Annotated in this window: 24 protein-coding genes; 3 read left to right on the top strand and 21 right to left on the bottom strand. The window is 66.5% G+C overall.

Features of this window, described 5'->3' with window-relative positions:
* Nucleotides 1–4 precede the first annotated feature (4 nt).
* Nucleotides 5–1,180: a ubiquinol oxidase subunit II gene (gene cyoA, locus ACQR1D_RS20580; protein ID WP_316236929.1), complete on the bottom strand. Its 1,176-nt coding sequence runs from the start codon at nt 1,178–1,180 to the stop codon at nt 5–7.
* Between the two features lie 154 nt (nt 1,181–1,334).
* Between cyoA and ACQR1D_RS20575 the strand changes: the two genes are divergently transcribed.
* On the top strand, nt 1,335–2,645 hold the full coding sequence (locus tag ACQR1D_RS20575) for an MFS transporter (protein WP_434839323.1): 1,311 nt from the start codon (nt 1,335–1,337) through the stop codon (nt 2,643–2,645).
* Between the two features lie 4 nt (nt 2,646–2,649).
* Here ACQR1D_RS20575 and ACQR1D_RS20570 read toward each other — a convergent pair whose 3' ends face one another.
* The 7 genes from ACQR1D_RS20570 to ACQR1D_RS20540 form a co-directional block, all read right to left on the bottom strand.
* Nucleotides 2,650–4,362 carry a thiamine pyrophosphate-binding protein gene (locus ACQR1D_RS20570; RefSeq protein WP_434839324.1) on the bottom strand — a complete coding sequence of 571 codons (1,713 nt, stop codon included), beginning with the start codon at nt 4,360–4,362 and terminating at the stop codon, nt 2,650–2,652.
* Between the two features lie 28 nt (nt 4,363–4,390).
* Nucleotides 4,391–5,329 carry an AEC family transporter gene (locus tag ACQR1D_RS20565; RefSeq protein WP_434839325.1) on the bottom strand — a complete coding sequence of 313 codons (939 nt, stop codon included), beginning with the start codon at nt 5,327–5,329 and terminating at the stop codon, nt 4,391–4,393.
* Between the two features lie 42 nt (nt 5,330–5,371).
* Nucleotides 5,372–6,922 (bottom strand): AMP-binding protein, encoded by a 1,551-nt coding sequence (locus tag ACQR1D_RS20560; protein WP_434839326.1) that lies wholly within the window; start codon nt 6,920–6,922, stop codon nt 5,372–5,374.
* Nucleotides 6,923–7,003: 81 nt separating this feature from the next.
* Complete coding sequence (locus ACQR1D_RS20555; RefSeq protein WP_434839327.1) at nt 7,004–7,636, bottom strand: hypothetical protein; 633 nt, start codon at nt 7,634–7,636, stop codon at nt 7,004–7,006.
* The gene (locus ACQR1D_RS20550) at nt 7,633–8,163 is read right to left on the bottom strand and encodes a c-type cytochrome (protein WP_434839328.1); all 531 of its coding nucleotides are present in this window, start codon (nt 8,161–8,163) and stop codon (nt 7,633–7,635) included. Before ACQR1D_RS20550 ends, ACQR1D_RS20555 begins: the two co-directional genes overlap by 4 nt.
* A gap of 66 nt (nt 8,164–8,229) precedes the next feature.
* A complete protein-coding gene (locus ACQR1D_RS20545; protein WP_316181659.1) occupies nt 8,230–10,008 on the bottom strand; it encodes a PQQ-dependent dehydrogenase, methanol/ethanol family in 1,779 nt (592 codons plus the stop codon).
* 89 nt (nt 10,009–10,097) lie between these two features.
* Nucleotides 10,098–10,706, bottom strand: a complete 609-nt coding sequence (locus ACQR1D_RS20540; RefSeq protein ID WP_434839329.1) for a copper chaperone PCu(A)C — start codon at nt 10,704–10,706, stop codon at nt 10,098–10,100.
* Nucleotides 10,707–10,760: 54 nt separating this feature from the next.
* Between ACQR1D_RS20540 and ACQR1D_RS20535 the strand changes: the two genes are divergently transcribed.
* Together ACQR1D_RS20535 and ACQR1D_RS20530 are read left to right on the top strand one after the other, a co-directional pair.
* Nucleotides 10,761–11,474 carry a GntR family transcriptional regulator gene (locus ACQR1D_RS20535; protein ID WP_316181657.1) on the top strand — a complete coding sequence of 238 codons (714 nt, stop codon included), beginning with the start codon at nt 10,761–10,763 and terminating at the stop codon, nt 11,472–11,474.
* A 100-nt stretch (nt 11,475–11,574) separates the two neighbouring features.
* Nucleotides 11,575–12,261 carry a GntR family transcriptional regulator gene (locus ACQR1D_RS20530; RefSeq protein ID WP_434839330.1) on the top strand — a complete coding sequence of 229 codons (687 nt, stop codon included), beginning with the start codon at nt 11,575–11,577 and terminating at the stop codon, nt 12,259–12,261.
* 136 nt (nt 12,262–12,397) lie between these two features.
* Here ACQR1D_RS20530 and ACQR1D_RS20525 read toward each other — a convergent pair whose 3' ends face one another.
* The 13 genes from ACQR1D_RS20525 to ACQR1D_RS20465 are packed head-to-tail and all read right to left on the bottom strand — an operon-like array spanning nt 12,398 to nt 24,287.
* A complete protein-coding gene (locus ACQR1D_RS20525) occupies nt 12,398–13,765 on the bottom strand; it encodes a sensor histidine kinase (protein ID WP_315802075.1) in 1,368 nt (455 codons plus the stop codon).
* Complete coding sequence (locus ACQR1D_RS20520) at nt 13,740–15,197, bottom strand: sigma-54-dependent transcriptional regulator (RefSeq protein WP_434839331.1); 1,458 nt, start codon at nt 15,195–15,197, stop codon at nt 13,740–13,742. The genes ACQR1D_RS20525 and ACQR1D_RS20520 overlap by 26 nt, the downstream gene beginning before the upstream one ends.
* An 8-nt stretch (nt 15,198–15,205) precedes the next feature.
* Nucleotides 15,206–16,246: a hydrogenase expression/formation protein HypE gene (gene hypE, locus ACQR1D_RS20515; RefSeq protein ID WP_315802073.1), complete on the bottom strand. Its 1,041-nt coding sequence runs from the start codon at nt 16,244–16,246 to the stop codon at nt 15,206–15,208.
* On the bottom strand, nt 16,243–17,370 hold the full coding sequence (hypD, locus tag ACQR1D_RS20510) for a hydrogenase formation protein HypD (RefSeq protein ID WP_434839332.1): 1,128 nt from the start codon (nt 17,368–17,370) through the stop codon (nt 16,243–16,245). Before hypD ends, hypE begins: the two co-directional genes overlap by 4 nt.
* Entirely contained in the window at nt 17,367–17,603 is a 237-nt protein-coding gene (locus tag ACQR1D_RS20505) for a HypC/HybG/HupF family hydrogenase formation chaperone (protein ID WP_315802071.1), read from the bottom strand. The genes hypD and ACQR1D_RS20505 overlap by 4 nt, the downstream gene beginning before the upstream one ends.
* The gene (hypF, locus tag ACQR1D_RS20500) at nt 17,603–19,867 is read right to left on the bottom strand and encodes a carbamoyltransferase HypF (RefSeq protein ID WP_434839333.1); all 2,265 of its coding nucleotides are present in this window, start codon (nt 19,865–19,867) and stop codon (nt 17,603–17,605) included. The genes ACQR1D_RS20505 and hypF overlap by 1 nt, the downstream gene beginning before the upstream one ends.
* Nucleotides 19,864–20,829 carry a hydrogenase nickel incorporation protein HypB gene (gene hypB / locus ACQR1D_RS20495; RefSeq protein WP_316181649.1) on the bottom strand — a complete coding sequence of 322 codons (966 nt, stop codon included), beginning with the start codon at nt 20,827–20,829 and terminating at the stop codon, nt 19,864–19,866. Before hypB ends, hypF begins: the two co-directional genes overlap by 4 nt.
* Complete coding sequence (gene hypA, locus ACQR1D_RS20490; RefSeq protein ID WP_434839334.1) at nt 20,829–21,170, bottom strand: hydrogenase maturation nickel metallochaperone HypA; 342 nt, start codon at nt 21,168–21,170, stop codon at nt 20,829–20,831. Before hypA ends, hypB begins: the two co-directional genes overlap by 1 nt.
* Complete coding sequence (locus ACQR1D_RS20485) at nt 21,163–22,269, bottom strand: nickel-dependent hydrogenase large subunit (RefSeq protein WP_434839335.1); 1,107 nt, start codon at nt 22,267–22,269, stop codon at nt 21,163–21,165. The genes hypA and ACQR1D_RS20485 overlap by 8 nt, the downstream gene beginning before the upstream one ends.
* A complete protein-coding gene (gene hybE / locus ACQR1D_RS20480; RefSeq protein ID WP_434839336.1) occupies nt 22,266–22,775 on the bottom strand; it encodes a [NiFe]-hydrogenase assembly chaperone HybE in 510 nt (169 codons plus the stop codon). The genes ACQR1D_RS20485 and hybE overlap by 4 nt, the downstream gene beginning before the upstream one ends.
* Entirely contained in the window at nt 22,772–22,984 is a 213-nt protein-coding gene (locus ACQR1D_RS20475) for a rubredoxin (protein WP_315736715.1), read from the bottom strand. Before ACQR1D_RS20475 ends, hybE begins: the two co-directional genes overlap by 4 nt.
* Nucleotides 22,981–23,844, bottom strand: coding sequence for a hydrogenase expression/formation protein (locus ACQR1D_RS20470; RefSeq protein WP_315802065.1), 864 nt, complete (start codon nt 23,842–23,844; stop codon nt 22,981–22,983). Before ACQR1D_RS20470 ends, ACQR1D_RS20475 begins: the two co-directional genes overlap by 4 nt.
* Nucleotides 23,841–24,287 (bottom strand): hydrogenase accessory protein, encoded by a 447-nt coding sequence (locus tag ACQR1D_RS20465; RefSeq protein WP_316181767.1) that lies wholly within the window; start codon nt 24,285–24,287, stop codon nt 23,841–23,843. Before ACQR1D_RS20465 ends, ACQR1D_RS20470 begins: the two co-directional genes overlap by 4 nt.
* Nucleotides 24,288–24,383: the final 96 nt, after the last annotated feature.

The following is a 24,383-nucleotide window of genomic DNA, read 5'->3' as shown; positions in this document are numbered from 1 at the left end:
ACCCTCACGAATCCGACTTTGAGGTTGGCCCCGTGATGAAGGATGCCTTGGACGGCCGCAGCAGGCCGGGCCGCGCCAGCCCGCGCCCCTGCAATGGCGTCCAGTCCAGCGGCGCCAGCACGGTCGGCGAAGAGTCCTCGGCCATCCGCGTGACCTGATCGCCCGGCAGGCAGACGCCGCCGGCAACGAAGCTCGGCTCGGTGCCGAACACGGCGCCGCGGCCGGCGAACTTGTCATAGGCGAGCGGCAGCGTGTTGCGCACGCCGGCCATGCCCATGCCGCCCTGCGCGTCGATCGCCATCATCTCGCTCATGCACATCTTGCCGGGCTCGACGCACATGTTGAGGATGGCGCGGAACAGGTCGCTGTCAACCGAGGCATAGTGGCGAACCGGTTCATTGGCGCTCGGACGCTCGAGCGCAAGATAATCCTGCTTGTTGAGCTCCTGCCCACTCGCCTTGGCCTTGTCGACCCATCCGGCGAAGTCCGCATCCGACAGGCCACGGAAAGCGAAGCGCATGCCGGAGAAGCCGGAGCCGCTGTAGTTGGCCGAGAAACCGCGATAGACGCCGGGCTTGTTGATGACGGCGTGCAGCCGGCTCTGCATGCCCGGCATCGCATAGATCTGGCCGGCGAGTGCCGGAATATAGAACGAGTTCATTACCGAGGACGAGGTGATCCTGAAATCGAGCGGCCGGTTCACGGGAGCTGCGAGCTCGTTGAGGCTGGCGATGCCGTATTCGGGATAGATGAACAGCCACTTCCAATCGAGCGCGACGACGTCGACCTCGAGCGGCTTGTCCTGCGGCGTCACCGCGCGCTCGGCGGAGATGCGTCCGAGCGTTCGATAGGGATCGAGCAGATGCGTGCCCATCCACGTCACCGCGCCCAGGCAGATGATGATCAGCAGCGGCGCCGCCCAGATCAGAAGCTCGAGCTGGGTGGAGTGGTCCCAGTCCGGCGTGTAGGTCGCCGCCTTATTGGACTGGCGGTAGCGCCATGCGATCATGGCCGTGGCCGCCATCACCGGGATCACGATCAGCAGCATCAGTACGGTGGCGATGATCACGAGATCGCGCTGCTGGGCGGCGACGTCGCCGGAGGGCGCGAGCACGACCAGATTGCAGCCTCCGAGCGCGAGCCCCAGCGGCAGCATGCCTAAGAATTTCCAGTAACGCACGCTCAACCTCGTCGCACGGCGGATCTCTGAACGAGGCCTCACCTAGCGATCGGACGACACGGCCGGTATTGGACAATTTGTCCAATACCGGAGCGGCGCCGAGGACGACAATTACGTGGCGAAAATAGAGTACGAGAGGACTGCAGGCAGCGCGATGACACAGGCAGCGGCGACCGCCGACGGCGAAACCCATCTCTCCCGCACGCATGAGGCGCATCCGGGCGAGATCGCGATCGGCGTGATCGTCGGGCGCACGTCGGAGTTCTTCGACTTCTTCGTCTACGCCATCGCCTCGGTGATCGTGTTTCCGCGCCTCGTGTTTCCGTTCGCCGACGAGCTGACGCAGACGCTGTATTCGTTCGCGCTGTTCGCGCTCGCCTTCATCGCCCGCCCGTTCGGCAGCGTGATCTTCATGGCGATCGACCGCCGCTACGGCAAGAGCGCCAAGCTGATCACCGCATTGTTCCTGCTGGGCACCTCGACGGTCGCGATCGCCTTCCTGCCGAGCTATCACACCGTCGGTGCGGCCGCGATCTGGCTGCTGGCGCTGGCGCGGATCGGCCAGGGCCTCGCCTGGGGCGGTGCCTGGGACGGGCTGGCGTCGCTGCTTGCCATGAATGCGCCGGAGCACCAGCGCGGCTGGTATGCGATGATCCCGCAGCTCGGCGCGCCGCTCGGGCTGATCGTCGCCAGCGTGCTGTTCGCTTTCTTCGTCGGCTATCTCTCCGCGGCCGACTTCTTCGACTGGGGCTGGCGCTACCCGTTCTTCGTGGCGTTCGCCATCAACGTCGTGGCGCTGTTCGCGCGGCTGCGCATGGTGGTGACGCCTGAATATGACGAGCTGTTCCAGTCGCGCGAATTGCAGCCGGCGCGCGTCATGACCACGATCCGGCACGAGGGCCGCAACATCGTGATCGGCGCGTTCGCGCCGCTGGCGAGCTTCGCGCTGTTCCACATGGTGACGGTGTTTCCGCTGTCCTGGGTGTTCCTGTTCACCAAGGAGACGCCGGCGCGCTTCCTGGTCATCGAGGCGGTCGGCGCGGTGTTCGGCGTCGTCGCCATTGTCGGGTCCGGCATGCTGGCCGACCGCATCGGCCGCAAGTCGCTCCTGATCGGCTCGGCGATCGCGATCGCGGTGTTCTCGGGCTTCGCGCCGCAACTGCTCGATGCCGGCCCGATCGGCGAGACCATCTACATGGTGCTCGGCTTCATCCTGCTCGGCCTGTCGTTCGGCCAGTCCTCCGGCGCGATCGCCGCCAATTTCGCGCGCACCTATCGCTATACGGCATCGGCGCTCACGGCGGACCTCGCCTGGCTGTTCGGCGCCGGCTTCGCGCCGCTGGCGGCACTCGTGCTGGCCGCCCATCTCGGCCTGCTCTCGGCCGGCGGCTACCTGCTGTCCGGCGCAGTCTGCACCCTGCTCGCGCTGTGGCTCAGCGCGCCGCGGCAGCTGCAGCAGGTGTGAGGCCTCACGCGCCGCGCCACTTGCGCTCCGCCTCGTCCCACGCCGCCAGCGGCTGCAGATCCGGCACCCATGCGAGCCCGGTCTTGGCATCCGACGACACCGCTTCCGGCGTCACCACCACATCGAGCAGCGCCGGGCGATTCGCGAGCGCGCGCTGGATGGCGGGGCCGAGTTGCTCCGCGGTCTCGACGCGCTCGGCATGCATGCCGAAGGCGCGCGCCATCGCGGCGTGATCGGCGAATTGCAGCCTGGTGCCGACCACCTTGCCATGGGTCACGGTTTGGTCGTGCACCTCGATCTGCCAGGCGCCGTTGTTGGCGACGACGATCAGCACCGGCGCCTTGTGGCGCACGGCCGTGTCGACCTCGATCGCGTTGAAGCCGAAGGCGCCGTCGCCGGTCGCGACCACCACGGGCTTGTCGGGAAAGGCGAGGCTCGCGGCGATGCCATAGGGCACGCCGATGCCGATGCAGCCGAACGGGCCGGGATCGAGCATCAGCGGCGCGCTCAGGCCGACGCGGGCGAACGAGAGAAAATCGCCGCCGTCGGTGATGACCACGGCATCATTGCCGATCGCCTCCTGCAGGGCCGACAGCACGCGGTTCGGATGCAACCGTCCGTCGCTGCCGGCCGGCGCTGTCGCCATGCTCTGGCGCAGCTTGGCCGCGCGCTCCTGATGCGCGGAGCGGAGCTTGCCGGCCCATTGCTTGTCGACAGCCGACTCGCGATTGCCCGCGAGCGCAACCATTGCCCGGAGAGTTTCCGCAGGTGATGCGAGGATTTCGGCTGCGCCGCGGCGATTGTCGCGCAGCTCGCTCGCGGTGTCGCTGATGCGGACGAATTTGGCGTCCTTGAACACGGCCGGCGAGCCGTAGGCGAGCTGGAAGTCGAGCCGGCGGCCGACCGTCAGCACCACGTCGGCATCGCCCATGACAGCGCCGCGCATCGCGCCGACCACCGAGGGGTGATCGTCGGGCACGAGCCCCCTGCTCTCGCCGGTGTCGAGATAGACGGCGCCGAGCCGGTTGAGCAGCGCGATCAGCTCAGGGCCGGCGCCGCGCGCGCCGCGGCCGGAGATGACGAGCACGCGCCGCGCCGACCACAACAGCTCGACCGCCTTCTCGACCTCGGCCTGGTCCGGCCGCGGCGCCGCCCGCGGCTTCGGCGCGAGATGCTCCTCCAGTTGCAGCGCCTTGGGCACGATGCCGCGCAAGGTGTCGACCGGGAAATCGATGAACGCAGGTCCTGGCTCGCCGCCGTCGCCGAACGCGCGCGCGATCGCCTCGTCGAGCTCCTGCAGCACCAGCGACGGCTCGCGCACGGTGCGCGCGTAGCGCGTGATCGAACGCACGAGCTGGGTGTGGTCCATGTCCTGCAGGCCGCCGCGGTTCTCCTGCGGCCGCGGGTTGCCGCCCGAGATCACCAGCACCGGCGCGCGCGAGACGTGGGCGTTGGCGATGCCGGTGATCGCGTTGGTCATGCCGGGCCCGGCCGTGACCAGGGCGACGCCGAGCTCACCAGTCAGCTCCGCATGCGCCTGCGCCATATGCACGGCCGCGCGCTCGTCGCGCACGTCGATGATGCGGATGCCCTCGGCATCGAGCCGCATCCAGATCGGCATGATATGGCCGCCGCACAGCGCGAACACGCGGGCAACGCCGCGGCGCTTGAGCAGGCGGGCGATCAGGTCGGCGGCACTGTCGGGGGAGATCTTCATCGGACCACTCCAGCGAACGAAGTTGCGATCAGCCCGGCGCGAGCCAGGCCACGAGCAGCGAGACGGTGAGGACGGCGAAGATGTGCGAGACGAGGATCGAGCCCGACGTGACACCCGCCTCGAGCCCATACAGTTTGGCGATCGTGAACGGCCCCGAGCCGATCGGCAACGCGCTGAGGATGACGGCCGAATGCGACCAGAGAGGCGGCATCGAAAAGACGTGGAAGGCGAGCAGCGCGGTCACCGCGGGCTGCATCAGCAGCTTCAGCGACACCAGGATCGCGATTGATGTCGCATCGTGCGTGACGACGCGCTCCTGCGCCAGGAACAGGCCGATGCAGACCAGAGCGGCCGGCGAGGCCGCGCCGCCGAGCAGGCTGGTGAAGCTCATGAACGGCGCCGGCAATGCGAAGCCGCTGAGGCCGACCGCGAGTCCGGCGACGGGCGCGATGAACAACGGACTTGTCAGCAGCGAACGCGCCACCTTGGCGATCGTTGCGCCCAGGGTGGCGCCCTTCTGCAGATCCATCTCGACGACGACGATCGCGAACAGGAACAGCACACAGGCCGTGAACAGGGTGGCGATGATCGAGGCCGGCGCGCTGTCCGGGCCGAACACCAGCAGGCACGTCGGAATGCCCATGAAGCCGACATTGCTGTAGCCGGCATCGAGCCCCTCGATGCTGGCATTGGCGGCGCGGCGGCCGCGCAGACGGCTGATCACGAAGCCGGTCGCGAAGGTCGCGGCGATGCCACCGCAGAACGCGCCGATGAAGCCGAACTGGCTGACCTGCTCGACGCCGATCTTGGACATCGCGGTGAAGATCAGCGCAGGCAGCGCCAGGTACACGGCGAAACGATTCAGATTGTCGGTCGCGGTGCGGTCGAACACATTGAACCAGCCGCACAGGAACCCCGTGAGGATCAACGCGAAGATGGGAAGAGCGGAATTGAGGACAGCCTGCATCGCAGCTACATATCAGACGCGCCGCGCATTGCAGCGACCAACTCACGAAAATCTCTTCTTCAGCTCGCGATGCAGGATCTTACCGGTGGCGTTGCGCGGCATCTCGGCGTCGGTGATGAAAGCATAGGACCGCGGCCGCTTGAAACCGGCCAGACGCTCCTTGGCCCAATCGACCAGCTCGTGCTCCTTCACCGTCACGCCGTCGCGCGGCACGATCACGGCGTGGACGCGCTCGCCCCATTTGTCGTCGGGCAGGCCGATCACGGCGATGTCCTTGACGGCCGGATGGGCCCCGACCTGCGCTTCGACCTCGGAGGGATAGATGTTCTCGCCGCCGGAGATGATCATGTTGCTCTTGCGGTCGGCGAGATGGATATAGCCGTCGGCATCGCGGCGGGCCATGTCGCCGACCGAGCAATAGTCGCCGCGGAACGCCTCCGCGGTCTTCTCCGGCAGGCGCCAGTAGCAGTCGAACGTGTGCGCGTTGCTCGAATAGAGCTCACCCGCCTCGCCGTCCGGCACCTCGCGGCCTGCCTCGTCGAGGATGCGGATCGGCGCGGCGCCGACGCATTCGCGCCCGACCGAACCCAGCTTGGTGAACTGCTCGTGCGGATGCAGCATGGTGACCCAGCCGGTCTCGGTCGCGCCGTAGAGCTCGTAGAGGCCGGACTTCGGAAACATCTCCATCACTTCGCGCTTGGTCTCGGGGCGCGCCGGCGCCGAGGAGATCATCAGCTTGGTGACCGCGCTGAAATCGTGCTCCGCGCGCACCCCTCGCGGCAGATCGAGCATCATGATGTAGTGCGTGGGGACCAGCGAGGTGAAGGTGGAGCCGCCATCGGCGAGCGTCGTCACCGCGTGCTCGGGATCGAAGCTCTTGCGCGAATAGATCGAATTGACGCCGCCGATATAGCCGAACGCGCCGAAGAAGTTCAGCGAATTGGCATGGCACATCGGCATCACCAGCAGCGCGCCGTCGTTGCGGCTCAGCTTCAGCTCGATCTCGGTGACCATCGACAGGAGGACGGCGCTGCGATGGCTGCGCAGCACGCCCTTCGGCTTGCCGGTGGTGCCCGAGGTGTACATCAGGGTCCAGGGATCGGACAGCGCGACCTGCTGATCCGGCTCGCGGTCCGCAGCCGCGGCGATGATGTCCTCGTAGCCGCGATAGCCTGCCGGACGCGGCTTGGTGCCAAAGTGGATGAAGCGGTCGTCGGCGATGCCGAGATCCTTGCGCGCCTCCTCGACCAGGCCCACGAGTTCGTCCTGCACGATGACGGCGGCCGCTTCGGCATTCTGCACGATGAACTGCATCTCGGGCGCGGTGAGGCGGAAATTGATCGGCAGCGCCACCAGTCCGGCTTTGGCCGTGGCCGCATAGATCTCGCACCATTCGACACAATTGTAGGCAAGGATCGCAACGCGATCGCCCTTGGCAAGGCCGAGCCCGAGCAGCGCGTTGGCGAGCCGGCACGCGCGCTCGTTCCACAGCGCAAAGCTCATCGCACGTTCGAGATCGCGGGCACCGGTGCGCTCCGGCGACATGCGCGCATGGGCCGACAGCATCTGCCCGAAATTCAAGAGATCCCTCATCGTCGTTTCCTCCCGGCAGCCGGGTTCACGACGCCGACTGGCGCGCGCCTCCAGCGGAGCGCGATGAAGATCGGCGACGGACTAGTTGATATCCTTCGTGATCCGCACCAGCGTCTGATCGACGAAGCTCTTGATGTCCTGGTCCGGCTTGCGGAACAGCTCGCGCTCGACCGTCAGCGTCCGGCCGGGCACCGTCTTCTTGCAGACCTCGCGCAGGAACACGCCCCCGACCGGCTGCTCGCCTGCTGTCGGCTGCTGCTCCTTGCACTCCCAGCCCTCGGCGCCATAGCGCGACTTCACCTGGTTGCCGAGCAGGAAGGCCTTCTTGCGAATATAGAGCCGCGCCTTCGGATCGGTCTCGATCGTCAGGCCGGTGACGGTGCCCTTGTCGTCGACCAGGACCGTCAGCAGCACGGGATGACCGGCCACCTTGGTGCCGTCCTGGCTGGTCTCCGGATCGAAATCGAAGCGCACCGCGTGCCGCGCCTGCTCGTCCGCTGGACAGTCGCGCCACGCCGACCACGCATTGAGCTTGCGATTCGGATCCTTGGCGCAAGTCAGATTGACATAGCCCTCATTGGGCAGGTCGCCGACGGGCATGCCGACGGTGATGTCGCGCAAATCGTAGTTCGGTACGGCCTGCGCCGAGGCCGCATGCATCACGAACGACAGCACGAACGTGGCGAAGATCGCAGCGCAGGTTGACCGCTTCATTTCGATGGCTCGCTTGCAGGCTTGGCGGCATTCGTCTTGTAGATGTCGCAGACCCGCGACGTGTTCCCGAAGAACGCGGTACACTCGTCGTAGTTCGGCTCGCCGCGGCCCTTGATGTGCGCGAGCACGTAATCCGCGACCGCCTGGATATCGTTGGGCCGCAGGAACACGCCGCCCTCGGGCGGCATGCGCTCGCCGACATCCTGGCGGCTCATGTCGTAGCACTTCGCCGTGTCATAGGAGTCGCGCGCAAAGTACGGCATGCCCGTCCCGGGCCGGCCGCAGGTCACGGTCTCGATGATCTGGTCACGGGTGAGCTGCGTCTTGCGCAGCGACAGCGCGTCGCCGCCATAGCCGCCACCGCCATTGCCGTGCCATTTGTGGCAGCCGACGCAGTTCGCGCGCTTGAACACGGCCTTGCCGGCCTCGGTCGGATCCGTCGGCGCCGCGGACTGCGCCGACGCGAGCGAAGCGGAGCCGAGGACGACAGCCGACGCCACAGCGAACGTGATCGCACTGAATTTCATCTGATCTTCTTGTCGAACAGGGGATAGGGGCGGAGCGGAGGACATGCCTCCGCTCCGCTGTCGACTTCACAGCGAGAAGACGTAGAGCATCGAGCCGGGCTGGATCTTCTTCAGCTCGGGCGTGGATTCGATGAACCACTTGTCCCAGGCGCCGCCGAGACCGACCAGGATCGCGACGTATTGTTTGCCGTCGACCGAGAACGTCACGGGAGGCGCATTGACGCCGCCGCCGGTGTTGAACTCCCACAGCTTCTGCAGGGTCTTGGCATCGAGCGCCATCACCTCGCCCGAGGGCTGGCCGGTGAAGACGAGATCAGGCGTCGACAGCATGCCGCCGAGATTCGGGAACGGCGTCTCCATCTTGCCGGCGATCTTGCCGGTGGTGACGTCGATCGCGGTCACGCTGCCCGTGATCTTGAACGGCTGGCTCGGTCCGCCGCCGGTCCAGAACTCACGCGGCTTCAGCTTGTCCTTGGTCGCTTCTTCCACGGTGATCCGGTTGCAGCTCTCGATGACAGGGATGTACCAGAGCTTCAGGTCCGGATTGTACGAGGTCGGCGGCCAGTTCTTGCCGCCCATGTTGCCCGGGCAGATGTCCGCGACCTTGTTCTCACGATGCGGCGACACCGACGCATTGTAGCGCTGCACCGGGTTCTTCGGATCATACTCGATCGGCTTGCCGGTCTCGGCATCGAGCCCCTTGGTCCAGGTGACCTTCTTGACGAAGGGCAGCCCCCAAATGAACTTGCCGCTGGTGCGGTCGATCGCATAGGCAAAGCCGTTGCGGTCGGCCTCGAGCGCGAGCTTCAGGGTGGAGCCGTTCGGCGCGGGCACATCGACCAGGACGTTCTCGGCGACGCTGTCATAGTCGAAGGGATCGTTCGGCGTGTGCTGATAGTGCCACTTGATCTTGCCGGTGTTCGCGTCGAGCGCCAGCGAGCTGTCGGTGTAGAGGTTGTCGCCGGGACGATAGGCGTTGTCCCAGTCCGGGCCGGGATTGCCGACGCCCCAGATGATGGTGTCGGTCGCCGGATCATAGGTGCCCGTGACCCAGGTCGAACCGCCGCCGGCCGCCGCCGCGTCGTTGCTGTCCTTCCAGGTCTCGCTGCCGGGCTCGCCCTTGGCCGGAATGGTGTGGGTGCGCCAGACCTCCTTCTGCGTGGTGAGGTCGGTCGCCGCGATCCATCCGCGGATGCCGTATTCGGCGCCGGCGACGCCCGAGATCGCCATGTTCTTCACGATCAGCGGCGCGCCGGTGATCACCTCGCCCTTGTCGGGATCGGCGACCTGACGCTGCCAGGCAACCTGCCCGGTTTCCTTGTTGGTCGCGACCAGGCGGCCGTCGAGCGTGTGCGACACGACGAGGTTGCCCCACAGCGCGACACCGCGATTGTCGACGCCGCAACAGGCGATCGCGCCGGCCCAGTCGTGATCCGTCTTCGGATCCATCTTCCAGACCATCTGGCCTTTGCCACCGCGCGCATCGATCTTGTACACCGAGCCCCAGCCGTCGGTGACATAGATCATGCCGTTCTCGACGATCGGCGTGCCTTCGAGACCGCCGTGGCTCCAGATGCCGCCGCCCTCGACGCCGCCGAGATGCATGGTCCAGGCGACCTTCAGGTTCTTGACGTTGTCCTTGTTGATCTCCTTCAGCACCGAGAACCGCGTGCCCGAGTAGTTCTTATGATGGTGGAGCCAGTTGCCGGCCTCCTTGTCGGCGTTGAGCAGCCGCTCGGGGGTCATCTCGTCGGCGGCCTGCGCCGGCGACGCAAGCTGGAAACAGGCGAAGGCTGCGCTGGCCAGCAGCACCGCCCGCAAGGTTGACCTGACGTTTATCCTCATCGTTTCCTTCTCCCATTATTGATTATGAGTTGGAGCGAATACCGCTCCGCCGAGCCCGAAGGCGGAGAGCAGCAGGCGACAAACACGCTTCAAGGGGACTTGCGAACCTCGACCTCCGTTTCGATGGATCCTGCTTTCTGGAACACGATCGTGCAGGTGAAGCGCCTGCCTGGCTCGAGCGGCTCCCGCGTCTGCAGCAGCATGACGTGATAGGCGGTCGGCAGCAGCACCAGCGTGCTGCCTGCAGCGATGGGAATGTTGGGAATGGAGCGCATCGCCGGAGCGCCTTCGCCGCGATCGACGGTGTGCCGCTCAGAGAAATTGGCGATCGGACAGCGCACGCGCATCAAGGCTTCCGGCGCGGTCGTGTCGTTCTTGATCGTGATCAGCAACGGGATGTCGCGTCCCACCTCGGGCGCCGCGGGCACCCAGGCATCGGACAAGGTCAACCCTTCTCCGGCCGCGGCGAGCGCAGGCGTCATCGCGCCGAACGACGTAACCGACGCCACCAGCAATGCGCGCGACACCGCCGACATCAGACCGGCGCGCACGCTGCCCTCCGGGCGCACGGACCAGACCTGACCGCACTCCCGACTGGTCGGATCTTCCGACAACGGAGTCCCTCCCCTGTTTGGCCGCTTTTTAACTTGCCTTAGTGCGGCGCCTTTTCTGAATTCGTACTCTGAATTCGAATGCATCGCAAATCGATTTTCGGACTTGACATGCTAATGTCCGGCAAAATGTGATGGCCCATGCGAATCGTGCCCGCCGCTCCCTCTCTGGTCGACCAGGTCGTCGAGGCGATCACTGACGAGATCGTCAGTGGCGTTCTCACGCCGGGCTCGCGGCTGATCCAAGATGATCTGGCTCAGGCTTACGGGGTGTCGCGCCAGCCGGTTCAGCAGGCGCTGATCCTGTTGCGCGGCTGCGGGCTGGTGCAGAGCGCGCCGGGCCGCGGCCTGATCGTGGCGCCGCTGGACCCCGCCTTCGTCCGGGATCTCTATGAGATGCGCGCCGTTCTCGAAGGCCTCGCGGCGCGGCTGGCCGCCGAGCGCGCGAGCGAGCGTGCCGCGCGCGAAGGCCCGGCCTACATCGCGGCCGGCCACGAGGCGGTGAAGAGCGGGCTCGTCAACCGCAAGATCGAGACCGACATCGCCTTCCATCAATTCCTCGGCGACCTCTCCGGCAACGCGCTGATCGGCGAGACGATGGCGCCGCATTGGCCATGCCTGAAGCGGGTGATGTCCGACGTGCTGCAGAAGGAGCAGAGCATGTCCCGGATGGTCTGGGACGAGCACGAGGACATTCTTGCAGCCGTGATCGAGGGCCGCAGCGCCGAGGCCGAACGGCTGAGCCGCGAGCACATTTCGCGCGCGGCCAGTGTGTTCATCCATCACCTCAAAATCCAGCAGGACAGCAACTCCAAGCAGCGGCGGACGCTCGCCGCGCGGAAACTCTCGGTATGACCCCATTCAGACCGACCTCGTCCGCCATGCGAGCGCCGGGCTCCGGGACGGCAGTCTCACACGCGCGACCGGACATCACACCTGATCCCGTGGAGGCCGTGTGCCACCGCTGAAGACACAGCCGAGCCTGACCGAACGCGTCTACGAGCGCATTCTCTCCGACATCGTCGGCGGCGAGCTGCCGGAATCCGCCCGCCTCATCCAGGACGATCTCGCCCGCGACCTCGGCGTCTCGCGCCAGCCGGTGCAGCAGGCCCTGCTGCTGCTGCGCAATCAGGGCTTTGTGCGCGAGGCGCCGGGCCGCGGCCTGGAAGTCGCGCCGATCGACACCGACTTCATCCGCAACCTCTATGAAATACGCGCGGTCGCCGAGGGCCTCGCCTGCCGGCTCGCGGCGACGCGCGGCGCCGAGCGCGCGGCCGAGGAGGGCCCGAAGCTGATCGAGCAGGGCCGGCGCGCCGAGCGCGAGCATTCGGTCGAGAAGCTGATCGAGGCCGACGTCAGGTTTCATGAATTCCTCTACGAGATCTCCGGCAACTCCGTCATCCAGGACACCACCCTGCCGCATTGGCTGCATCTGAGGCGCCTGATGGGCGAGGTGCTGATGCGCGACGAGACTCCGCGGCGGATCTGGGACCAGCACGAGGACATCCTGCGGGCGGTGATCGCAGGCGATGCGCAGACAGCCGAGGATCTTGCCCGGCAGCACATCACGCGGACCGCCACGGTGCTGCTGGCGCGGCTGTCGAAGCAGCGCGAGCCCGTGCCGGTCGCGACGGCGTCCTGATCACGTCGGACTTGGCCTTTGCCGGCGACGTCCGGCAACCCCGCGTCAGGAATCCCGGCATCGCCTCGGACGTTCAAGGGAGATGAGGACGCTCAGCATCCCATGTCGGCGTCGGCGGCAGCCCCTGCGCGCATCGTCAAGCCGCCGGCAAGGTGAAAGAGAACGTGGCGCCGCCCTGCGGCTCGTTGCTGGCCAGCAGTTCGCCGCCGTGCTCGCGAACGATGCCGTAGCTGATCCACAGCCCGAGCCCCGTCCCCTCCCCGACGCGCTTGGTCGTGAAGAACGGCTCGAAGATGTGGGTCAGATGATCCTTGTCGATGCCGGGGCCGTTGTCGGTGATGCGAAAGGCGATCTCGCTGCCCTGGCGCGCCACCGCGACCAGAAGGCGCGGCAGGTCGGTCGATCGCATCGCGTCGATCGCGTTCTCCACGAGGTTGACGATCACCTGATGCAGCTGGCCTTCGTTGCCGGAGATCCACAGATCCGGCTCGACCTCGATCTGGATGTCGACACGATGCTGCTTGGTGCGCCCCGCCCACAGCACGGCGGTATTGATCAGTCGCTCGATGTTGACGCGCTCGACCTCGCCGAGCTTCGAGAACGACAGGCGGCGTAGGTTCTTGACGATCTCGCTGATGCGCACCGCGCCTTCCAGCGTGCCATCGATCAGCGGGCCAAAATCCTCCAGGATGGCATCGATCCTGAGATCTTTGCGAAGCGCAGCGACATCATCCGCGACCGGCTGCTCGTGGATGGCATCGAGATAGCCGACCAGCGAGGTGCGGTAGCGCATCAGGGTGTGGATGTTGCCGTAGACGAAGCTGATCGGATTGTTCAGCTCGTGGGCCACGCCGGCGACGAGGCGGCCGAGGCTCGCCATCTTCTCCTGCTCGACCAATTGCCGCTGCGCCCGCTGCAGCTCCTGATGCGCCTTGTGCAGGGCCTCATAGGCGCGGCGCAGCTCGCCGATCGGGCGCCCCGTCAGCACCACGCCGATGAAGCGGCCGCGATGGTCATGCCGCGGCGAGCTGTTGATCGCGAACAGGTCGGAGCTGACGCCGGCGGCCGCGGCAAAGCGCAATTCACCGTCGACCACATCGGCGCTGCTGCGCGGCGTCAGCAGCGCAGCGAGCTTGGGCCGATGATCGGGATCGATCATCTCGGCGATGTTGCGACCTGCGATGTCGGCCAAAGCCCGTCCCGATGTCTGCAGAAAGGCGGAGTTGGCCTGCTGTACCGTGCCCCTGGCGTCACAGACGACCAGGATGTCGGAGACGGACTCGATGACGTTGGTGACGAACGCCTGGGCTTCCTCGAGCTCGGCGTTCTTGTGCTCGAGATCGACCTCGTAGCGCAGCAGGTCGGAATAGACCTCGTCCATCTTGCGGATCACTTCGATCCACACGCCTTCGCGCTCGCTGTCGAGTTCGAGCGTGCTGCTGCTCGCGATCAGCTTGAGCAGCGTGTCAGCCCCGGACTCAGGAGAGTGAGTGGCCTTTGCCATGTTTCTTCAGATCGTATCTCGACAGTTTGTTCCGGAGCCCCACCCGGGACAGGCCGAGCTCGCTGGCGACGCGACTGATGTTACCATCATATTTCTCCAGACAGTGAACGATGATGGTCTTTTCGAGATCCTCGACCTTGTCCTTCAGGCTCCCGGAACCATTGAGCTTGCCATTGGCGATCGCGGGCGCGGCGCGGCGGCCGCCGCGCCGGCCGGCAAACGGCGGACAGCGCAGTTCGTCGGCATCGGCCAGCACGGCCATGCGCTGGATCTCGTTCTGCAACTCGCGAACGTTGCCGGGCCAGTGATAGCGGGAGAATTCGTCAAGCGCCGCCGGTGCGAACCGCAGATGCGGCCGGTTGAACGATGTCTTCACCGCCGATAGCACGCCCTCGGCGATCAGCGGAATGTCCATCGGCCGTTCGCGCAAGGACGGCATGTGCACCGGAAACGCGGCGAGCCGGTAGTACAGATCGCGCCGGAAGCGGCCCGCCTCGACTTCGGCCTCGAGATCCCGGTTGGTCGCGGCGACCACGCGCACATCGACCTGGCGCACGCGCTGCGCGCCGAGCGGCCGGATCTCGCTCTCCTGCAGCACGCGCAGCAGCTTGACCTGAAAGGCGGGGGATGTCTCGCCGATCTCGTCGAGAAAGATGGTGCCGCCGTCGGCGACCTCGAACAGGCCGATGCGGTCCTGATAGGCGCCGGTGAACGCGCCCTTCTTGCAGCCGAACAGCTCGCTTTCGAGCAGCTCATCCGGCAGCGCGCCGCAATTCTCGACCACGAAGGCCTTGGTGGCGCGCGCAGAGCCATAATGAATCGCACGTGCGAGCAGCTCCTTGCCGGTGCCGGATTCGCCGGTGATCAAGACCGAGATGTCGTAGTCGGCAGCGCGCCGGCCGAGCTCGATCACGTTGCGCATCGGGCTCGCGGCCGAATGCACGATGCGGTCGAAATCATAGAGCTGTTTGGCGGCGCCGCGCTTGACCGACACGACCTTCTTGATATGGGCCGGCGTGGCCTTCACGTCGACGCCGGCGGTCTCCGTCTCCTTCTGCAGCCGGTAGAGCTGCACGGCCTCGCGGACGATCTCGATCAGGCGGTCCGGCTGCCAGGGCTTCGTGATGTACTGATAGATGCCGGCCTCGTTGAGGCCGGCGATGATGTCCTCGGAATCCGAATAGCCCGAGATGATCATCCTGACAGGGTCGGGCCACATCTCGCGCACGCGCTTCAGGAAGCTGACGCCGGATTCCTGCGGCATGCGCTGGTCGCAGATCACCGCATGCACGATCTCGCCTTCGAGCAGCTTCTCGGCATCGTTGGTGTTGCCCGCACACAAGACCTCGAAATCCTGGTTGAGGACGCGCCGCAGCGCCTCCTGTGACCGGACCTCGTCGTCCACGACCAGTATCGTTCCCTGGATGCCCATCGCGCGTCTCAGCAGATCCGCGGCAGCTGCTCGCCCGACAGCCAGTCGACGATGCGGCCGCCGCCGAAGCTCGTCGCCATCTGGACGAAGCGATGATCATCGGCCACAGCTTCGCCGATCTCAGCCGCATCGCGGCCGAGCGGATGCGCCCTCATGGCGGCGAGAACGGCGCCGGCCAGCTCAGGCGCGACGATCGCGACCAGCTTGCCCTCATTGGCGACGTGGAGTGGATCGAGCCCGAGCAGCTCGCAGGCGGCCGCGACCGCCGGCTTCACCGGAATCGCTTCCTCCTGCAGACGGAAGCCCAGATTCGACTGCTGGGCGATCTCGTTCATCGTGGCCGCAACCCCGCCGCGCGTGGGATCGCGCATCAGCCGGATGCCGGCGCCGCCGGCTGCGACCATGTCGGCGACGAGACCGTGCAGCGAGGCCGAGTCGGAGACGATCTCGGTGTCGAAGGTGAGGTTCTGCCGCCGCGACATGATCGCCACGCCGTGGTCGCCGAGGCTGCCGGACAGCAGCACGCGGTCACCGGGCCTGGCCTTGTCGGCAGAGAGATCGAGGCCTTGCGGCAGCACGCCGACACCGGCCGTCGAAATGAACACGCCATCCGCCTTGCCGCGCTCGACCACCTTGGTATCGCCGGTGATGATCGCGATGCCGGCCTCGCGCGCCGCCTCGCCCATCGCATCGGCGATCCGCTTCAGGTCGGAAAACGGAAACCCCTCCTCGATGATGAAGCTGGCCGACAGATACAGCGGCCTGGCGCCGGCCATGGCGATGTCGTTGACCGTGCCGTGCACCGCGAGCGAGCCGATATTGCCGCCGGGGAAGAACAGCGGCGAGACGACATAGCCGTCGGTCGTCATCACCATGCGGCCGGCCGCGACGTCGAACGCCGACTGGTCGTTGCCGCGCGCCAGCCATTCGTTGCCGAACGCCTCGTGGAACAGGCCGGCAATCAGTTGCGCCATCGCGCGGCCGCCGGCGCCGTGCGAGAGGTCGATGCAGCCGCTCTTGATGTCGAGCCGGCGCTGGTGAATGCTCATGATGCGAGCCTCCGCTGATGGTCGCGGAAGCGGCCATAGGTCCAATGCGCCGCGCAGGCGCCTTCCGACGACACCATGCAGGAGCCGATCGGCGTCTCCGGCGTGCAGGCGGTGCCGAACAACTTGCAGTCCACCGGCTTCTTCAGGCCACGCAAAATGGCCGGACATTCGCAGGCCGGATTGTCGGCGACGACCAGCTCGGACATCGCGAAGCGCAGCTCGGCGTCGAGATGCGCAAAGGCGGGCCGCAATTTCAATGCGCTCGCCGGAATGCTGCCGAGCCCGCGCCATTCGAACTGATCGCGCAACTCGAAGATCTCGGCGACCTCGCGGATGGCGCGCTGGTTGCCGCTGCCGGTCACCGCGCGGCGATACTGGTTCTCGACCTCGTGACGGCCGTCATTGACCTGCTCGATCAGCATCAGGATCGCCTGCATCATGTCGAGCGGCTCGAAGCCCGCGATCACGACCGGCTTGCCGTCATCGCGCGCGAACGGCGCGTAGGGCTCGGTACCGATCACGGTCGAGACATGCGCCGGTCCGACGAAGCCGTCGATCTCGATCGGCGTGTCGCTGTCGAGGATCGCGCGCATCGCCGGCGGGGTCAGCACGTGGTTGCAGAACACCGTGAAGTTCGACAATTGCTTCTTCTCGGCGGCCCGGATCATCACGGCGGTCGGCGGCGTCGTCGTCTCGAAGCCGATGGCGAAGAACACCACCTCGCGACCAGGATTCTGCTCGGCCAGCGCGATCGCATCCAGCGTCGAGTATACCATGCGGATGTCGGCGCCGCGCGCTTTCGCCTTGAGCAGCGAGGACCCGCGCGAGCCCGGCACGCGCATCAGGTCGCCATAGACGCAGAGGATGACCTCGGGGCGTTCGGCGAGCGCGATCGCCATGTCGATGCGCCCGGCCGGCAGCACGCAGACCGGACATCCCGGGCCGTGGATCATGCGCACATTGTCCGGCAACATGTCCTCGAGGCCATAGCGCGCGATCGCATGGGTATGGCCGCCGCAGAACTCCATGAAGCGATAGGCGCGCGCCGGATCGGCCTTGGCGCGGATGGCGCGCGCAAGCCCGGTCGCCAGTTCCTTGTCGCGAAACTCGTCGGCATATTTCATGGTCTGACCTCCGCCACAACCTCGCCCATCTGCCGGAGCAGGTCGAGCGTCTCGCGCGCCTCCTCCGGATCGATCCTGGCCAGCGCATGGCCGACATGAAGAATGACGTAGTCGCCGACGGCGATCTCCTCGATCAGCGCGATCGAGACCTCCTTGCTGACGCCGTCGATCGAGACGATCGCCATGTCGTCAGGCAAGAGCTTGATCACCTCGGCAGGAATGGCCAGGCACATCAGACGGTCCCTCCAGACACCATATTGTTTTGCGTGAGATGCAGGCCGGCCACCCAGGCCTGCCCGAGGCTGAGGCCGCCATCATTGGGCGGCAGCCGCAGCGGCAGCAGCGGGTCGAGGCCTGCGGAACGGCAGCCGCGCACGATCTGTTCGGCCAGATGCGCATTGAGGAAGCAGCCGCCGCTCAGCACGATCGTGCCGATGCCGGTCGCGCGCGACGCGCTCGTGATCCATTCGACGCAGGCTTCGGCCAACGTGCCGTGAAACAGCCCCGCCGCTTCGACGGCGCCGGGATCACCCGCGATCAGATGCGCGAGCAGCGGCCGCAGCGACAGCACGCCATCGGCAATGGTCCAGCCGCGCTCCAGCGTCGCCGGTTCCCGCACCAGCGCCTCCAGCTTCATCGCCGCCTCGCCTTCGTAGCTCTGCACCGTGTTGACACCGAGCAGGCCGGCCACGGCATCGAACAACCGGCCGGCACTGCTGGTGACCGCGGCATCGGCACGATCCAGCAGCATCGGCATGTTTCGCGCCTGCGGCTGGGTCGCAAAACGCCACCCGATTTCGTCACCGCGACCAATATCGTGCAGCACGGAAGCCGCCATCCGCCACGGCTCCCGTGCGGCCCGGTCGCCGCCCGGCATCTTCAATGGAGCGAGATGGCCGAGGCGCTGGAAGACTGCTCCGTCGCACGACAGCAGCTCACCGCCCCAGGCGCCGCCATCGCTGCCATAGCCGTAGCCATCCAGCACCAGCGCGAGGGCGGGGCTGGTCACGCCATGCTCGGCCATGACCGAGGCCGCATGCGCATGGTGATGCTGCACCGGCAGCGTCGGCAGACCGTGTGCCAGCGCGAACCGCGTCGACGCCATGTCGGGGTGCAGGTCATGCGCGATCGCGACCGGCTCGACGTCCAGGATGGAGGTGAGATGCGCGATCGTCTCCTCGAAGAAGCGGATCGCAGCCCCGGTGTCGAGATCGCCGAGATGCTGCGACACGAATGCCTCGTCGCCGCGCGTCACCGTCACCGTCGCCTTCAGCTGAGCGCCGACCGCGAGCACCGGCGGCATGGCGCGCGCGAGCCGGATCGGCTCCGGAACATAGCCGCGCGCGCGCCTGACGAAGCGGGGAACGCCGGCCACGACAGCAAGCACGGAATCGTCGGCGCGGATGACGATGTCGCGATCGTGGGTGACGATCAGATCCGCAATGTCGGCGAGGTCCGCGCGCGCCTCGTCATTGTCGGTCAGCAGCGGCTCGCCACTTGGATTGGCGCTGGTGCAGACCACCGCCCATGGTCCATCAGCGGCCGGCCGGCGCGCCTCCAGCGCATGGAAGATCAGATGATGCAGCGGTGCGAGCGGCAGCATCACGCCGATCTTCGAAAGGCCCGGTGCGACCGAGGACGCGACGCGCTGGCGCGAGCGCAGCAGCACGATCGGTCGCGCCACCTGCTTCAGCAGCGCGCGCGCAGGCGCATCAATCTCGGCAATCTCGGTTGCACCGTCGACCGTAGCGAGCATCACGGCGAACGGCTTGCCATCGCGCTGCTTGCGCGCGCGCAGCCGCTGGACGGCCTGCTCATCCCGGGCGTCGCACAGCAGCTGATAGCCACCGAGACCCTTGATGGCCACGATCCTGCCATTCGCGAGCACGGCTGCGATATCATCGATGCCATGGCTGAGCCGCGGACCGCAGCGCGGACAAGAGATCGCTTCGGCATGAAAGCGGCGCCCGGCGGGATCTTCGTAGTCGGACCGGCACGCCTCGCACATCGGAAAGCGCTTCATCGAAGTGGACGCGCGATCGTAAGGCAGGCGCTCGGCGATGGTGAAGCGCGGGCCGCAATGGGTGCAGTTGACGAAGGGATAGAGATGGAAGCGGCTATTGCGATCGAACAGCTCGGCCAGGCACGCGTCACAGGTGGCGGCGTCGGGCACGATCCGCGTCGTGACGCGCCCGCCCGTGCTCTGGGCGATCCGGAAGCCCGTGCTGCAATCGGCCACGATCGGCTCGATAGCGATGTCGTCGATGCGGGCCAGCGGCGGCGCCTGCCGCGGCAGCGCCGCGACGAAGTCAGCGACCTCGTCGCCCTCGACCTCGATCAGCACGCCATCAGCGTCATTGGCGACGAAGCCGCCGAGCCGATGGCGCGTGGCCAGGCCGTGGACATAGGGACGAAAGCCGACGCCCTGCACGGCGCCGCGGACGCGGAGCCTGAGGCGCGCATGGTTCGCCGCCGATGTCCGGCCGGGCGTGCTCATCCCCGCACCGCGTTCGCTGCGCTCGCCCGCATCCGCTCAGACTGCTTCCTGATCCAGGCGTAGAACGCAGAAAGGCCCTCGCCTGTCTTCGCGGAGATCGTCAGCACCTCGATCTTCGGATTGACGCGGCGGGCATATTCGATCGTCTGCGCAAGATCGAAATCGAGCACCGGCGCCAGATCGATCTTGTTGATCAGCATCAGCGATGATGCCGCGAACATGTCGGGATATTTGAGCGGCTTGTCTTCGCCCTCGGTGGTCGAGAACACGACGATCTTGCAAGCTTCGCCGAGATCGAAGGCGGCCGGACAGACGAGGTTGCCGACATTCTCGATGAACAGCAGCCCGCCGCGCAATGACGGCAGCCGGCCAAAGGCTTCGCCGACCATGGCCGCGTCGAGATGACAGCCCTTGCCGGTGTTGATCTGGATCGCCGGCACGCCGGTGGCGCGGATGCGCTCGGCATCGTTGGAGGTCTGCTGGTCGCCCTCGATCACCGCGACGGGCCGGCTCTGCTTGAGATCGGAGACGGCGCGCACCAGCAGCGAGGTCTTGCCGGCGCCTGGGCTGGAGACGAAATTGAATGCCAGCACGTCATGCGCGGCGAAGCGCGCGCGGTTTTCTGCCGCGAGCCGGTTGTTCTTGCCGAGAATGTCGCGTTCGATCTGGATGATGCGCCCGCTGGAGAGACCGGCAACCTCCTGTCCGGCCGGATTGGCCGAACAGTCGACGTGGTCGGCAGCATGATCATGATGATGATCATGCGCGCGACCGTGATCATGATGGTGATCATCGTGATGGTGACCATGCTCGTGATCATGATGGCCGTAATGGTGATGATGTCCGGACTGATCATGGCTGTGATCATGTCCATGAGCATGATGATGCTCGCCGTGATCGTGATCATGATCACCGGTCTCGATGGAGGACTTGCCGTCACTGCAGCCACACACCGTGCACATTACTCGACCTCCAGCTCCTTGACCCGCATGTCCTCACCGCCCGTGACCTGCAGCTGATGACTGCCGCAGACCGGACAAGGCTGATAGCGTTGGCCGATCTCGACGCTGCGCGAGCAGCCCAGGCACCATGCCGTGCCCGGCTGTTCGATGATCTCGAGCGCTGCCCCCTGCAACAGGGTCTTCGCGGTCACCGCCTCGAAACAGAATCGCAGCGCCTCCGGTGCGACATGGCTGAGCGCACCGATCTCCAACCATACGGTCTTCACCGTGGAGAAGGCGCCCTTGCGTGCCTCCTGCTCGACGATCTCGACGATGCCTTCGCACAGCGCCATCTCATGCATCGGCCATCCCCCGGAACGCCAGGTGATAGCCGACGCAGGGATCGAACGATCCGACCATCGTATGGACGGCGTGGCGATCGGCGGTGCCGCGCAGCGCAACTCCCGTGAGGCTCCTCACGACAGGACCGCGCGGGTGAAAATTCCATTCCGTCGGTGCTAGATACTCGAAACGCGAGACCGTGCCGAGCGCATCCAGCTCGATCGCGTGATGCAGCCGGCCGCGCGCGCATTCGACCGCGGCGGCGCCGCGCCGCGGGCCAAGCCCGTAGCTTGCGACGGCATGCGGGTCGACCGCGGCGGCCTCCGCCTCACCCGCCTCGATCAAGCGGAGCAGCTCGGCAATCTCAGCGATCTTGGCTGAGAGGCGTTCGACGGGGCCGGCTGATGCCAACTGATGGCGCTCCGCATAGCGGGCCCAGACTCCGGTCTCCGGAACGCGGCCGTCGAGTTCGGGAGCCTCAGCAAAGGCAGATCCCACGTCGATCAATCGCGTGACGATGGCGCCATCATCGGCGGCCGACAGGATGTCGCGCTCGGCCGGCATGTGGCTCCATCCTCCATCATCGGCGGCCTTCCGGGCCGCGTCCATCATCGATGCAAGCGGAGTTCCCGGCAGAACCGGCTCCGCTGGCCAGCCTATGCCCAGAGCCACCATGCCCATCTTGATTTGAGACAAGGTTGCAGCGCGAGATTGCTGCGGGGCATCAGCGTCGGAAGGCGGCTGCAGCGAGGCGATCGCCTGTAAGAGCCGTTGCACCGGCTGCGCGGCACTGCGATTGTCCGCCATTGAAGCAATCAGCAGACCGCGCATGAGTTCGGCGAAGCGTTCCGTCAGCACGGCCTGGATCCGACGATGACACGTCGACGGCGTCGCCTGCTCACCACGCGCCGCTTCCAGCGCCGAGAGCAGCGCCACCTGATGCGCGCCGGCGCACAGCGAGAACAGCCGCGGCAGGGCCGCAAGCAGCATCTCGGCCGGCTTGCCGGCGAACAGCCGTCCCAGCGGCGGCCGCGTGCGCGGCTGAATGTCGACGCCTGTGATCCGCCGATCGGCGACCGACAGCGTCACGTCGATGCGGTTGCGGAACGTGAGGGTCATGCGCGGCCCTCGGAAAGGGTCCCACGCAGGAACGCCCGGCGATCGATCGTGCCCGACGCCTTCTCGGCGCGTTCGGACAACGGCTCGTCCTCAGATGCCGCCATCAGCGCGGCCAGCGCGGCCTCCGCCGCCGCACGCGCCGCGGCCATGTCCGCGAACTCGAACATCGGCGAGAACAGCGAGCAGCTCGCGATCCGCCCGATCCCGGCGATATCACCGATCGTGAACTCGAACGAGCCGGCCGGAAGCACGATCTTGACGACGGATCCCGCGGAGCCCTGGGCGGCCGGAGTGACCACGTTCATGAACCAGGGCGTGACGACGATGCCGAGGATGCGGCCCTCGACAACCGAAAATCCAATCGCCTCGACGTCGAGCGCGTCGTGATAGATCGGCAGATCGCGCATCGCACGCGCGCCGATCTCGCGATAGAAGCCGGCGAGACGCTCGCCCCACGCGACCGGCGTGACGTCAGACGTGCCCTGCCCGGCCGCCTCAGCGCTCATGGCTCGACCACCATGAACTTGGCTTTCGGCGCATCGCAGTTCGGGCAATGCCAGTCGTCGGGCAGCGCCGCGAACGGCGTCCCCGGCGGAATCTGCGCGACGCCGTCACCTTCGGCCGGATCGTAGCGCGTCCAGCAGATGCCGCACTCCAGCAACACGTCATCAGCGAGATCGCTGCGGACACCGAAATTCTCGAAGCCGCCGCTCATGTGAAATAGGCCTCGATGATCTGGGTCAGGCGCTCGGCCGAATCCTCGAAATCCTCAGCCGCGGCGAGCGCGACCACCGGCACGCCGCCGACTTCGAGGGTGTCGAGAATGATCGTATCCATGGCGTTGAAGAACTGCACTGACCAGACATGGCGGATGCCGGTCGCGAGCACGCGGCAGGTGCCGTAGCCGCGCGACATCAACTGGATCGGGCCGTTGCCGAGCGTCTGCTGCAGGAAACTCATGTCGGCCGGGCTCATCGGCAGCAGCGTGAAGTTGATGGTCTGCGAGCGCTGGCCCGGTCGCCAGGACAGCGCGCGCTCGCGGATCTCGGCGAGCACCGGCAGCGCGTTCATCGTGCCCTCGGGCACAGGGCCGATCACGATGTCACCCGCGGTCAGATCGGCGGCGGCGCGCGACACGATCTCCGGCACGGCGCCGACCTCGATGTAGTCGTGGCGCTCATCCGCTTCCAGCCGCACCCGCCAGATGCCGGCGAGCACCGATTCCTGGATTTGAGCCAGCGTCCCGTCGGGAAGAGCCACGACGCCCGCGACCTCGCCCTCGCCCAGCACGTCGTCGATCAGCCGCCGCTCGAGATCGTTGAGGCCTTCGAGACGGAATAATTGCGTCGGTGCGCCGGCAGTCTGCGCCGCGATGGCGGATGCAATCGTCGACAGCAATTCGACCGCGCGCGGGCAGCTCCGCGCCAGCGCCTCCGAGTCGAGCGAGGCCAGCTTGGCCAGCGCTCCGGAAGCGGTCAGCCCCTTGTGGGAGGTATCGAGCGCCTCTTCGCCGATCGGAAAGATGTTGACCGGCTCCTCGGCTCCTTCAGGCGCGATCCAGAATCCCGGCTTCATCGCTCGACTCCCGCAGGCTGATGGACTGGGACGATGCTGGCGACGACCGCCGCCGTCGCGCCCTGCGGCCGGTCGATCAGCCGCGAGATGCGGTCGACATAGACAGACCAGTCCTGGATCTTGGCGATCAGGCCAAGCGTCTCCGCGCCGCGGCACAGGATCAGGCTCGGCTGCACGCGCACGCCAAATCGCGCCCCGAGCTCGGCCTCCGCGTCGCGCGCGATGATGGCGCCACGCAGCCGGCCCTGAAACGCCGTGATCAGCTCCGGCAGCACGATGGCCACGTCCAGCGCCTCCGGAAATCGCGCGGGATCCCCGGCCGACAGCAGCACGGCGACAAGCCCGGCGCAATCAGCCTCGGCGAGAAAGGCATCGACGGTGCCGGTATCGACCTCCGGCAACCCGCCTCGCGCGCGCGCGGGGTCACGCTGCTGCATTTCCATCGGTGTTTCTCCCTGACCAGTTATCGTTGCCATATTCCCCATGACCAGCAATCGACGTGCCAGACACCCACGCGGGGCCGGTAGCATCCAAGACAT

It is taken from the genome of Bradyrhizobium sp. HKCCYLRH2047, assembly GCF_051168175.1.
Classification (GTDB): domain Bacteria; phylum Pseudomonadota; class Alphaproteobacteria; order Rhizobiales; family Xanthobacteraceae; genus Bradyrhizobium.
This window is presented reverse-complemented; position numbering and strand designations above follow the sequence as displayed.

Bases quoted from the DNA above. Each gene is read 5' to 3' on its own strand.
- ACQR1D_RS20575 (WP_434839323.1), top strand. From the start codon at position 1,335: ATGACACAGGCAGCGGCGACCGCCGACGGCGAAACCCATCTCTCCCGC.
- ACQR1D_RS20570 (WP_434839324.1), bottom strand. From the start codon at position 4,362: ATGAAGATCTCCCCCGACAGTGCCGCCGACCTGATCGCCCGCCTGCTC.
- ACQR1D_RS20565 (WP_434839325.1), bottom strand. From the start codon at position 5,329: ATGCAGGCTGTCCTCAATTCCGCTCTTCCCATCTTCGCGTTGATCCTC.
- ACQR1D_RS20560 (WP_434839326.1), bottom strand. From the start codon at position 6,922: ATGAGGGATCTCTTGAATTTCGGGCAGATGCTGTCGGCCCATGCGCGC.
- ACQR1D_RS20555 (WP_434839327.1), bottom strand. From the start codon at position 7,636: ATGAAGCGGTCAACCTGCGCTGCGATCTTCGCCACGTTCGTGCTGTCG.
- ACQR1D_RS20550 (WP_434839328.1), bottom strand. From the start codon at position 8,163: ATGAAATTCAGTGCGATCACGTTCGCTGTGGCGTCGGCTGTCGTCCTC.
- ACQR1D_RS20545 (WP_316181659.1), bottom strand. From the start codon at position 10,008: ATGAGGATAAACGTCAGGTCAACCTTGCGGGCGGTGCTGCTGGCCAGC.
- ACQR1D_RS20540 (WP_434839329.1), bottom strand. From the start codon at position 10,706: ATGCATTCGAATTCAGAGTACGAATTCAGAAAAGGCGCCGCACTAAGG.
- ACQR1D_RS20535 (WP_316181657.1), top strand. From the start codon at position 10,761: ATGCGAATCGTGCCCGCCGCTCCCTCTCTGGTCGACCAGGTCGTCGAG.
- ACQR1D_RS20525 (WP_315802075.1), bottom strand. From the start codon at position 13,765: ATGGCAAAGGCCACTCACTCTCCTGAGTCCGGGGCTGACACGCTGCTC.
- ACQR1D_RS20520 (WP_434839331.1), bottom strand. From the start codon at position 15,197: ATGGGCATCCAGGGAACGATACTGGTCGTGGACGACGAGGTCCGGTCA.
- hypE (WP_315802073.1), bottom strand. From the start codon at position 16,246: ATGAGCATTCACCAGCGCCGGCTCGACATCAAGAGCGGCTGCATCGAC.
- hypD (WP_434839332.1), bottom strand. From the start codon at position 17,370: ATGAAATATGCCGACGAGTTTCGCGACAAGGAACTGGCGACCGGGCTT.
- ACQR1D_RS20505 (WP_315802071.1), bottom strand. From the start codon at position 17,603: ATGTGCCTGGCCATTCCTGCCGAGGTGATCAAGCTCTTGCCTGACGAC.
- hypF (WP_434839333.1), bottom strand. From the start codon at position 19,867: ATGAGCACGCCCGGCCGGACATCGGCGGCGAACCATGCGCGCCTCAGG.
- hypB (WP_316181649.1), bottom strand. From the start codon at position 20,829: ATGTGCACGGTGTGTGGCTGCAGTGACGGCAAGTCCTCCATCGAGACC.
- hypA (WP_434839334.1), bottom strand. From the start codon at position 21,170: ATGCATGAGATGGCGCTGTGCGAAGGCATCGTCGAGATCGTCGAGCAG.
- ACQR1D_RS20485 (WP_434839335.1), bottom strand. From the start codon at position 22,269: ATGACCCTCACGTTCCGCAACCGCATCGACGTGACGCTGTCGGTCGCC.
- hybE (WP_434839336.1), bottom strand. From the start codon at position 22,775: ATGAGCGCTGAGGCGGCCGGGCAGGGCACGTCTGACGTCACGCCGGTC.
- ACQR1D_RS20475 (WP_315736715.1), bottom strand. From the start codon at position 22,984: ATGAGCGGCGGCTTCGAGAATTTCGGTGTCCGCAGCGATCTCGCTGAT.
- ACQR1D_RS20470 (WP_315802065.1), bottom strand. From the start codon at position 23,844: ATGAAGCCGGGATTCTGGATCGCGCCTGAAGGAGCCGAGGAGCCGGTC.
- ACQR1D_RS20465 (WP_316181767.1), bottom strand. From the start codon at position 24,287: ATGGAAATGCAGCAGCGTGACCCCGCGCGCGCGCGAGGCGGGTTGCCG.